An 11346-nucleotide genomic window follows, 5' to 3' on the forward strand; every position below is an offset into this window, starting at 1 on the left:
GTCGGGTAAATATGAGGGAACTGATACCTGCGTTCATTCAGGTATTTATCATAATAAAGATATGATTTTGTAAAGGGTCTGTATAATGACAGACGAATATTATTTTCTTCATAGTCTATGCGATGTCCTCTTTTAAGAAGATTTTTCAAACTTTCTGACCAGTTTAGTTTAGTATCGTCATATTCGACAAAATCATCTATAGTGACGTTTTTATCTTTTTCCTGCCATCGGAGAACATGATCGTTGTATGTATCGATGCAGCGCTTTATGTTAACGGCGAGTTTTTCGCGGTCGAAATTGTACGCCCAGGTGTCACGTGTCGTTGCAACTCCACGCCCGTAGTTTTTGAAAATGGTTTCCGCTCCGGTATCGTCCGCCCGTTTTCCTTCCTTCGTCCCCATGGGGAGAAATCCTGCAAAATCATCATGCAGTTCCGAGGTCAGCCATGTGTGGTTTTTGTCGGGTGTTATGGTTTGCCATTCGAGATTGTTGTACGTTATTTTTTCGTCCAGATATTCGTATTTCCGCTCTTTACGCCAGAATTCATCGGTTCGTGAATAAAAGATTGCCGTCGGTTGACTTTTTATCGTTCTTTTAACCAGAATGTTGATGCTTACGCCGACCTGTATCCCGAATACATTGTGAGTCGTGCCCGATAATTTCGGGTTTTTTCTGACATTACCACCCAGATCGATAATGTAAATCGTGCTGAATTCCTTCTGTATGCTTTTCCTGAACCCGTCGAGCGCATACCCGTCGATGAAGCTGTTGTTGGACACGAACGCGACGATCCCCTCGCTGCCGATGCGGTCGGAAGCCCAGCGGAACGCCTTGATGTACGCGTCCGAAAGGGCGTTTTTGTTTGTGGCCGACGAGTCCTTTGCATAGGTGTCCTTCACACGTTCGTCGACAATTTTGTACTTCCGGTTTTTGTTGTTGTCGTTCTCGTTGACCTGTTTGGCGTTGTAAGGCGGATTGCCGAGGATGACGAAAATGGACGCGCTTTTCTCGCGCTGTACCCGCTGAGTGTTCTGTTCGGTGAACAGCTCCGCCTGCTGCCCTTCCGCGAGCTCGAAGGTGTCCACGAGGCAGATGCCGTCGAAGGGCCGGTAATCCCCCGTGGCGGTGTAGTACTCGTGCTCGATGTTCATCGAGGCGATGTAGTAGGGCAGGAGCATGACCTCGTTACAGTGGAGCTCGTTGGCGTACTTGTACGGCAGCTCGGTTTTCCTGATCTTCCGCATGACATGGATGATGAAGTTCCCCGTGCCGACGAACGGGTCGAGGATATGGACGTCGCGGTCGGACAGGGAACGTCCGAATTCGCGGCTGAGGATGTCCTCGACCGAGTTGACGATGAAGTTCACCACGGGCTGCGGGGTGTACACGATACCGTGCGTGTCGGCTACTCTGACCGAGAATCCCTGGAAGAACTTTTCGTAGACGGTGTTGAGGAAATCCTGTTTCTGCGTGTAGTCCTCGATGGTAGCGGCGGTTCTTTCGATGGCGGCGTAGAAGGGATCGAGCGGCCTGAGGAAGTCGCCGCGGCTGAAGTGGTGCACGGTGAGGGCGCTGATGACCTTTTCGATCTCGGCGGCGATGATGTTTTTCTGCACGAATTCGGGATTGTTGAAAATCTTCGAGAAAATGCGCGCGGTGAGGAGGTGCTGGATAAGCATTTCCTCGATGGCGGCGTCCGACAGGTTCGGGTTGATCGACCGTTTGCACAAAAACGAAAAATTCGCGTATGCCGCGACGAATTCTCTGTTCGTCCGGCGTTCTTCCTCGATGAGCCCGAGCACCGTCTCGGCAAGCTGGCGCACCATGACGCTGAACTCGTCCACCGCGGTGCGCCACTCCTCGATCTCGGGCCGCCGGTAGACGAAGAAGACCCGCAGCGCCTCGATGAGGTTTTCCGGGTCGTCGAGCGGCGAATCGAACACTTCCGTGCCGTTCTGGATGACAACCGCGCGCCCGGGCGCCTGAAAGATGATGTTCGTGCGGGGGTAGCCTTTTTTGAGCTTGAGCTCTATTTCACGGTCGAGGTCGTCCCCGGTGTCTTTCGCCTCCCAGTAGCCGTGCACGAGCCTGAAATCGTCCACGAGGCCGCCGTCGGTGAAAATGTGGGAGCCGTTGCGCTCGACCTTGAATTCCTCGATGAGGGTGAGATGGTATGCGCGGGCGACATGGCGGAGCAGCTCGGCGAATGCGCTTCTGACCGCGCCTTCGTTCCCGAAGCCGAGCCTCGCATACGTTTCGAGCGCGGTGTAATAGTCCTTTACCGGCTTGTGGTGCGCCTTCAGAGGGAATGTCATGGCATCGGTTGTCCCGCGGAAACAGTGTTCATACCTGTACTCGTCACATAATATAGTATTGAGTGGTGCAGTTCAAGAAAAAAATGCGACTCTTTCCCGTTCTGTTCTCAAAATGTAATTGAACGAGGATTTTAGCGGATTTGTTTTATTCGGTTATCCAGTTAAATCAGCTAACATGATCGATCCCCCTCGGCTTCGCCGTGTCCCCCTTATAAAAGAAAGGGGGAGCCGCTCCCTTATGCCTGTCTTTATCTTTTTCCCTTATGCCTTGTGCCTTGTGCCTGTCTTTAATGCCTTCTGCCTTATCACTTATGCCTGTCTTTTTTCACATGATGACGTTTTTGTAGAAACAGGCGCCGAGGCTGATCAAATTAAGAATAATCCACAGGAGACGCAATCCCCTGAGTATATAACTGTTTATGACATTCCTGATATGGTCGAGGTCGGTGTGGAGGAGCTTATCGATCTCTTCGTCGGTGACTGTAACTCCCGGATCGTGGAAGCGGGCTACCTCGCTGTCGCTCAATACATCGCGGCTCTGGTAGATTTTGAACTCGGTGAATGTTTGCTCGCCGCGGGGCAGCTCCTGTTCCGCCCGGACAATTTTACGGTGCCACCAGGTGACATCGTCCCCGCGGGCTGTGATGACCTTTTGAAACTTTGTCATGACGATAGTTGAGAAGAGGGTGAGGGATATGAGCAGCACTTCGAGGTAGAGGCATATCTCTTTCGATTCCGTCTCCAGTATCCGTGACAGCAGGAATGTACCGAGGACGAAGAACACCGACTGGATGGTCAGGTTTATCTGACGGTAGGTCTGGAGGAGCGATTCGAGGTTCCGCGAATGGGATGCGAGGTAATTGAGCGATACCGGCACAATGGCGCCTCCTTGCTGTGAATTGACAGTCACTGCCTGACAGGGGGAAGGGGTTCATGATTGCGGGAAGACTGCCCGATTCTTCCGGGATTTGCCTGTCACCGCACCATACCGATAAGAAAATACCATCTCTTTCGGGAAAATGAAACAGTATTCCGGTCGAAGCAACTCCGAATCCGGCGAGGGAAAGAATATGTAAAAAAAAACCGTGGATTTTCCTGTTTTTTTTCTTCACTCTTATACAGTCAGCACATATATTCACATGGTACATGGTTGCAGAAAATCGCGGAATGATATACATTACAGTCATCTCACTCGATCTATTCACAAGATATAATTGGACGCGGATTTTCGCGGATCGAACGGATTTTCGCGGATTTGGTCTTTATACTATTATTGAATATAAACGGTTAATAGTTGCTAAATATAGTATAAAAAAATTCTTATATCTATTTGTGTCTTTGTGTTTTAGTGGTGGAATGTTTTCATGAATAATCCGGGCTCGCTGTTTGAACTATCCCTTTTTTCGGGAATATATCCCATACCATCGGAGGAACCATGAAACGACTGATACCATGGTTTTCAGCCCTCGCCATTGTGCTGCTCTTCATGCCGGTTCTGTCCGGGTGCGGGTCTAAACCGAAAGTGACCCGTGTCGATAGCGGGAAAGTGACCGATTTGTCGGGGAAATGGAACGACACCGATTCGCGGCTTGTTTCGCAGAAGATGATCAAGGATATGCTCGATCGGCCCTGGCTCGCCGAATGGTTCGCCGGAAAACCCGACAATCCGGTTGTCATGGTCGGCAGGATCAAAAACAACACCACCGAACACATCAATGCCGGCGCGTTTACGGCGGATATCGAGCGCGAGCTGATAAACTCGGGTAAAATCTCCTTCGTTGCCGGCGCCGCCGACCGTGACGAAACCCGTAGAGAGCGGCTCGACCAGCTCCAGAACGCCTCCGACGATACGATCAAGGATTTCGGGAAGGAAATCGGCGCCGATTTCATGCTCTTCGGGACCATCAGCACCTTTGTCGACGAGGTGGGCGGAGAGAAAGCGGTATCCTACCAGATAGACATGTACCTCGTGAATGTCGAAAAGAATCTCAAGGTCTGGGCCGGGCAGGAAAAGATCAAAAAGCTTATCAACCGCAAGAAACTGAAGCTCTGATCCGGGAGAGAAGCCCAAGCATACTGCCCCCGTATCCGGAGTGATGTCATGGCCCGCTCGGAGGGAAAACCGGTTACAGCGCGCATGCTCGCACCGGCAGGGGATTATGCCGGGAGTATACATCATCCCACACAGGGTAAAAAACCAATGAACACATTCGGTTCATGGATACTCAAAGCGGTAAACCGGATCGGTCGTCTGCCGGGGTGTATCGTGTCTTCCGCAGTCACGGCGCTCGGATTCCGTGCACGTCATTCCTCGTCCGCACCCGCGCAGTTGTTCATCTGCGGTTCCCTCCTGTTTCTTCTCACCGATTTCGCTCCCGTGTGCTTCATGCAGAACAGAGAACCGCATCGTGAAACCGAAGGTCTCGAACAGGCGCTCCTGGTCAGGGACTACGACATGTTTATATCCGGAGTTTCAAAGAATCCCTGGTACAAATCCTCGAGAAACGAGCTGCTCCGCAATCTGGATTCCGGTATCGCCACGGTATACAAGGGCGATTACAGGGAGAGTACGAACAGGCTCATCAAGGTGGGAGACAAGGCGGAGGAATACTACACGAAAAGCGTCACCGCCAATGTCCTCTCGGTGCTTACCAACGACCTTGCTTTGCCCTATTACGGCGAGGATTACGAGGTGACCTTTGCGGGAACAGCCGCATCGATGGCGTTTGCTGCCAATGGCGACATCGAGGGCGCCCTTGTCGAAAGCCGACGCAGCGAGCAGCGTCTCGGTGTCATATCGCAGGCTTACGAGGGAAAAAACAAGTACAGCGACGATGCGTTCGCCCATTACCTTGCCGGGATGCTCTTCGAGGCCTCCGGGAACTACAACGATGCGGTGGTGTCCTACAAGCTCGCGTATAACGGTTATGGCGGACGGTTTTTCCCCGTGAGGCCCGCGTACCTGACAAAAGCGCTTGTCGGAGCGTCCCGTGCGGGAGGGATCGATCCCGGTTTCGGATTCCAGTCCCTTGCCGATTCCCTCGCTCAGGCGGACCCCGAAATTTCCATGAGGGCCGATCCTGATTCTTCCGCCGCGTTCATCGGGAACAGCATGATTGTGGTTGCGTTTACCGGCAAGGGGCCGAAAAAGACCGAAACGGTGATCAGCGCCCATTTCACCGATAAAGGGGTCGATTACGTGGTAAAGGTTGCCTTACCCGAAATCAAGCGCCGGGCAAGCTCCATAGCCTCCGTGCAGCTTCGTATCGACGGCGGGGACCCATACCCCATGGAGCTGGCGGCCGATTACAACCACATCGGTGAGAACGCCTTCAATGACAAACGCTCGTTCATTTACATGAAGACCATTGCCCGCGTTTCGGTGCGGTATCTTGCCATGCGCGAGGTGAAGGAGAAATCCCTCAAAAAACTCCGCGAGAAGTACGATAAAGCGGTGGAAGACAAAGGCAAGGACAGCGATGACGCAAAATCGCTCAAGTACCAGATCGATGCTCTCGAAATCGGCCTCGACCTTCTCGCCAACGAGCTCCTCGAACATGCCGACACACGGTGTTCGCTCGCCATCCCCGGCAGTGTCTACATCGCCCGTGTCCCGGTGCTGCCCGACTCTCACACGGTACGGGTTGAGTATCTCGACCGTTCGGGGGGCATCCTCGACAAAGAGGAGCAGAGATTCCTCTCCGAGCCGGGAAACAATCCCCTCCGCGTATTTACCGCGCTGTTCTGAGGGGGGAACAAATACCAAACAGTGTGGCGGCTGATGAATATGTTAACGACGAATCATATTCATTGCAGTTTATTCATCGAAAACGATCAATACATAAGGGCAATTCATGAATTGCCCCTACAACAGAAACGACAAACGATCAGAGATAGGAAAGTATATCGGCGAAACATGCTACTGCCCAAAATAATTGGGTATTTCAAAATGAATTCATCAAAACGTATAAATAAACAGCGGAATGTGGAGGATTTGTTGGTTTGGCAAAGAAATTACTATGATCATATCATTCGGAACGATATAGACAGGGAAAATATTCGTAAATATATTATTTATAATCCATTGAATTGGTCAAATGATGAAAATTTCCGAAGGTGAGGAGCATACATGAAACGATTGATGGCGATCGGAATGTTTGCCGTTCTGGCCTGCTGTGTGGTGACGGAGCGTGCAGGCGCCCTCGAACGTCCGGGTGTGGAATACAAGATTTTCCAGTTCCCCCGGAACATGATACCGCGTATCGACGGCAAAACGGACGACTGGGACATGGTGCCGGACGATTATGCAATCGGAACCGGCGAGCTCATGGATACGGTGAACGGCAACAAACCCGATCCGAAAAACCTCGATATCAAAGTGAAGCTCGGCTGGGTGAAAGGGCTGGATCGACTGTACATCCTGTACGAGGCTTATGACGATTACTGGGATTTCAAGGATCCGGGCCTTACCGGCGACATCTTTGAGATCGTGGTGGATGCAGACCTTTCGGGCGGACCGCTGATCGCGAATTTCAGTGACGATCTCGATGTCAACACATGGGCGGGATATCTGTTCCATGGAGTCCATGCCCAGAACTACCATATCTTCACACCGGCGGAAGGGAAGAACTGGACGCTCGCATGGGGCTGCCAGCCCTGGATAGCGGACTTGCCGTGGGCCAATGCGGTGTATTCGTATAATTTCAAGCACGGGGAAAGCGGCAGGCTTGTGCTGGAATGCTGGATTACACCGTTCGATTACGCCGCCTACGAAGGGCCGTCACGCTCGGTCGTGTCCAAACTGGAGGAAAACAAGATTATCGGTTTCTCCTGGGCGATACTCGACCGGGATGATCCTTCCGTGAACCGTAAAGGGGCATTCTGGAACCTGTCGCACAATACGAGGGTGTACGGAGATGCCTCCGCGCTCGTCGCTTTCCGGCTCATGCCCCTCGAGGAGCGTTTCAAACCGGCCATTACGGCGGGCTGGTCGTTCACAGTTGTCGATCAGGATCGGCGGCTTGTCGCGTTCAAAGACGAATCAACCGGGAATATCCGTTCATGGCATTGGGATTTCGGCGACGGAACAGTATCGACGGAACAGCATCCCGTTCACCGGTACGAAGCGCCCGGTTCCTACCGTGACGGTAACACATACCCGTATTCCTATATCGTCGTCCTCACCGTCGAGGGGCCGGACGGTAAAGCCAGGATGTCGAAAATCTGGGATGTGGCAGTGAAATAAGCTCCTTTCACGGAAGGATCAATGGCCCAGAGAACGCCATTCCTTCTCGCTGCCCATGAAAAAGAGGGCGGTTTGCCGCGCGGGCAGGTCAAGTGTTACTGTTGTGGCCTGTTCCGCGACAACACGGTCGTTATAAACGTCGTACAGGTCGGTTTTCCGGGGGAGCCGCAGCGTTCGTTTCCCCGAACGTGGTGTATGTATGCCGATAAAGGATGCGTTGACATAGAGAATATCGTCGTTGAACGAATACAGGTGGACACCGGCTCTCACTGCGATGCCTCTGAGAAGGGATTCCGGCAGCAGGGGCGCAGAAGAAAAATATACCTCGACATTATCGATGGTTTTCATGATGAGCCCCGGCGCATCTGTGCCGTACATCGTGCCCAGTACATCAGCCGATGAGTCGTCGCCGATAACAAAGGGTCCCACACGGTTCGGTGTGCCGTACATGAGCTTTTCACGCACGCCCGGGAGAAAAGCCGCGCCTTCGTCATTCACTTCCACGAACAGCGGTCCCCTGTCGGGAAGCAGTTTCAGATTCAATCCCGTCAGCTCGATGCTTCCCGACGCATCGAGCGTACTGTTCACAAGTCCCGGCGCATAAACCCATACGATGGCCTTGGCGCCCCGTGAAGGAAGCTGCCTGATCGCCCGTTTCTGTTCTTCGGTCACCCGGAAGGCATTCAGAAAGACATACATCTTGTATGAGGGTGCGGCCGCCAGATCATCGAGAAGAATCCAGTCCGCCGGTGCGCCGATTCTGCCGACCGGGAGACGCTGATCCATGATGAGGGGACGGTAGAGATTACCTCCGAGCTCGATGTCCGCCAGGCTTTTTTCGTCCACGACAACGGCGATTTCACTGACCGATGTGCGGTCACACTGTACGCTTCGTTCGGCTATGTCGTTCAGCTTTTTTATCATCGCCATGGCTTCCGGCGAATCGAACCAGCCGCCGCCCATGTCGAACCACCAGCCAGCCGAGGCGTTCGTTATCTGGTTTGCGAGCTGACGGAGCTGCAGCATTTCGGTGGAGTGCAAATCGGGAGACCATCCCTCGATCTCGCTTTTCCCCGGTGTCAGATATGTTCTGTAATCGTTTTCATCCCACCACAGCTTGCCGTGCAGGGCAACCGACGTGAGGCAGCCCCTGTTCGTGCTGTATCCTGAACCCGCTTCCCTGAACTGGTATGCGGAAGGCGAAGTGATAAAATCGATATATGGACTCTGAAGCAAGTGGTGCGTTGCAATATACACCTTGTCAACCGCGCCGGTGACATACCCGTAAAATGCCCCCGTGAACGCCTGCCCGTCTGTCGCTTCTTTTACCACACGGCAGAAGTATTCGATGGTGTCGGCAACGATGAACGCTTCGAATTCATAGGTATCGATCACATTCTGGCTGTGCGCCGGATCGTAAAAGACATGCAGATCGGTATTCAGCTTGTCACGCTTTGATGCGATTTCCGCCGTTTCGAGCGTGACGGTTTTATTGTGCCATGCCGCACGAAGCGCTGCGTCGGTACCGTATTTTTCCTTGAGCCATTTACGGAACGCTTTCGTTTGCGGTATACTGTAATCGAGGAAATTATCCATGACCTTGTTGCTGAAAAACCATTCGTAATTCGGGTAATAGTACCATTCGTCCGTACCGCCGGAAGCGAGGTGATATCCCACGACGCGGTGACCGTAGGGTTGACTTTTTATGTGTTCGATCATGCGCCGCAGACAGTATGCGGTATCTTCGCGCCATATCTCCGATGCCCAGGAGGGGAGAGCCGTGCCTCCCGGATTCCGGCGAATCGGTTTCACCGTCGTTCCGTCATGATAGCGCATCAGCTCGTCGGGATGTTCGTCGTTCCACCAGGGAGGCGAAAAGAGATAAACCCTGGGGAAAATGAGCGCATCATGATTGGCGCGGTAGATAAAATTCATGATGGTGTCCATCTCGCTGAAATCGAACGAGTCTCTGCTGACCCAGACCGGTTTGGGCACACCCGGTATCTGATTCGCTGTCGTGAAGAAGGAGACGAAATTGACGCCTGCCTTGCCGAAATCATTGAAAAACCGTTCCTGGGGGTTATAGGTCATATACGTCATGCCCGAATGCGGCACACCGTCGACGAATACCGTGGGGACGCCTTTGAAGGAGGCAATTGTCACAACCGGGCCGTTATTATTCCCGGTCTGAGCGATTGATGTTCCCATGAGATACGATGCCGCGAATACACATAATGCCGATATCAAACACCATTTTCCGTTTTTCATACAGAGCTCTCCCGGACAGATTTTTTATAGTGAAAACTCAGATAGCTATGTTGAATCACAAAATAGAAATCCCATGTCCCGTATACAAGTGTTTTTCAGTTCGATGCGTCGGCCACAAACCGAAAAGTACAGAAATAACGGAATTTAATCAATTGAATTGATCGCAGTGTGATGCGGAGTAAAAATAAGCCCATTCATGATGTCTTTACCTGTACCGGGGCAGATAATTAACGGAGTTGCAGCCCGCATCTTACCCTTTCAGGAGGACACGAAGTAAAGCATAGAGCCGTAGAGCTAAAGCGATGGAGGAATAATACCCCATGCGGTGCAGTTCATTGCAGAATTTAAATAAATGTATGGATTTCCTCGATGTTTGAGTCGGGGCTGTTCATAACTGAAATGCAGCTCAAACATCAAATCCTCATGGATGCCAGCTCGAATATTTTTTCAAAAACCGGATACCGCGGGTCGGTTTGAGGAGTATTCGTCAGCAGCTCTCCGCACAGAGATGCAAGATTTCCCATCGTTTCGCGCTGTTGGAGAACGAGTCGCTCGAAATTTTTAACAGTCCGGAACATATATTCCATTTTCGTGTTGAAAAAAGTCATGATTCTCTGTTGGTTTTCATAGTCGATATGGCAATCGGTATTAAGAATTTCAAGCAGCCCGGCATGGAACGACTTGTACAGGGGAATCATGTTTTCGGCGTTAATAAATGTCTGGCACGATCTGATAAAAGCGATTTTTTCCAGAAGATCCTTGATACTGAACGGCTTCATGATATAATCGACCGCCCCGAGCTGCAGGGCTTTTACAGCGCTGTCCGTGGATGCATATCCTGTCATGAGTATCACTTCCGTGGCGGGATTATGTTTTTTTGCATATGCTATGATTTCAATACCGCCCTCGTCATGTGACCGGTCGAGCGATGGCATATTTTTATCTGACAGGACAATATCGTAATCGTTGGTATTTATCATGTCAAGCGCGGACGAAACAGCATCGGTACTGTCACATGCGTATCCGGCTCTCGTCAGTGCTTTATGAACCATTTTAAGCACTGGTTCCTCATCATCTACAACCATAATATTTCCACACACGTTAACGAATCTCCTTCCCATGATTATCGTGACATGTTTTCACAGGGAAATATTCATCAAACCATTTTATACAGAACCATATATCCGGTTGCCGCGTCTGAAACAATATAAAGACTCAGCATGTAATCATATATTTGACGGCAAAAAGAATCGATTGGTTTATTTTTTGAAAAAGGAAGAAAGAAACAATCGCTCTTTCTCCCCTCAATCCTTCCTTTAAATTATTCATTTTGCATCAAGATAATATGAGCTATTAATGAGGAATTTGTTAAAAATTTTTACATAACGGTAATATAGAAATAATTATATCAAACTACAAACAGTTAATGAAAAATTGTTTTTTCCCCGGGGCCGACTTAAAAGGCTTGTGAAAAAAATACTTTTTCCGGTTATCCAGCTTGATAAGCATAAATAAACT

General features: G+C 50.9%; 7 protein-coding genes. 3 read left to right on the plus strand and 4 right to left on the minus strand.

Annotated elements, in window-relative coordinates; genetic code table 11:
- Together LLG96_03625 and LLG96_03630 are read right to left on the minus strand one after the other, a co-directional pair.
- On the minus strand, positions 1-2315 hold a 2315-nt coding region (locus LLG96_03625), incomplete at its 3' end, for an N-6 DNA methylase (GenBank protein MCE5249288.1).
- A 325-nt stretch (positions 2316-2640) separates the two neighbouring features.
- A complete protein-coding gene (locus LLG96_03630) occupies positions 2641-3192 on the minus strand; it encodes a hypothetical protein (GenBank protein ID MCE5249289.1) in 552 nt (183 codons plus the stop codon).
- Positions 3193-3750: 558 nt separating this feature from the next.
- On the opposite strand from LLG96_03630, the gene LLG96_03635 reads away from it, so the two are divergent.
- From LLG96_03635 to LLG96_03645, 3 genes are all read left to right on the plus strand, one after another.
- Positions 3751-4368 (plus strand): penicillin-binding protein activator LpoB, encoded by a 618-nt coding sequence (locus LLG96_03635; protein MCE5249290.1) that lies wholly within the window; start codon positions 3751-3753, stop codon positions 4366-4368.
- Positions 4369-4416: 48 nt separating this feature from the next.
- Complete coding sequence (locus tag LLG96_03640; GenBank protein MCE5249291.1) at positions 4417-6063, plus strand: hypothetical protein; 1647 nt, start codon at positions 4417-4419, stop codon at positions 6061-6063.
- Positions 6064-6444: 381 nt separating this feature from the next.
- Positions 6445-7560, plus strand: coding sequence for a PKD domain-containing protein (locus tag LLG96_03645; GenBank protein ID MCE5249292.1), 1116 nt, complete (start codon positions 6445-6447; stop codon positions 7558-7560).
- 18 nt (positions 7561-7578) lie between these two features.
- On the opposite strand, the gene LLG96_03650 is transcribed toward LLG96_03645, so the two are convergent.
- Both LLG96_03650 and LLG96_03655 read right to left on the minus strand, forming a co-directional pair.
- Positions 7579-9828 (minus strand): beta-galactosidase, encoded by a 2250-nt coding sequence (locus LLG96_03650; GenBank protein ID MCE5249293.1) that lies wholly within the window; start codon positions 9826-9828, stop codon positions 7579-7581.
- Between the two features lie 413 nt (positions 9829-10241).
- Positions 10242-10949 carry a response regulator gene (locus tag LLG96_03655; GenBank protein ID MCE5249294.1) on the minus strand — a complete coding sequence of 236 codons (708 nt, stop codon included), beginning with the start codon at positions 10947-10949 and terminating at the stop codon, positions 10242-10244.
- Positions 10950-11346: the final 397 nt, after the last annotated feature.

It is taken from the genome of bacterium (assembly GCA_021372535.1).
Lineage (GTDB): Bacteria > Latescibacterota > Latescibacteria > Latescibacterales > Latescibacteraceae > JAFGMP01.